Origin of the sequence: Shewanella electrica (assembly GCF_022321485.1) — a bacterium.
In the GTDB taxonomy this organism is placed as follows: domain Bacteria; phylum Pseudomonadota; class Gammaproteobacteria; order Enterobacterales; family Shewanellaceae; genus Shewanella; species Shewanella electrica.
Window position 1 is genome coordinate 1 of the sequence record NZ_JAKOGG010000233.1, and the last position, 276, is coordinate 276.

General features: G+C 69.2%; 1 protein-coding gene. It reads right to left on the bottom strand.

Annotated features, from left to right (window positions below; genetic code table 11):
* The coding region (locus L9G74_RS20465; protein WP_238898602.1) for a hypothetical protein at window positions 1-276 on the bottom strand (276 nt) is incomplete at both ends.

Here is a 276-nt window from a genome sequence, read left to right on the forward strand (position 1 = left end):
GTGGACTCCCGGTGGCTGTTGTCGCGCATGTCGTCCTGGTGGATCCACGAATAGCGGTACGAGAGCGCCCACTCCCCCTTCGACAGGCTGCGGGCATCGCTGATCCCGAGCGGCGCCAGCATCGCGGCGTCGTCACCGGTCGATCTTTGGGACGGGGGCAGCTCCTGCGGGCCATCGTCTGCGACGGCGGATGCCGCGAGCACGATGCAACCGGCGACCGCCGCAAGACGGCGCTCCCCGGCATGGCGGAGCTTCCTTCGCGAGGACGTCACAGTG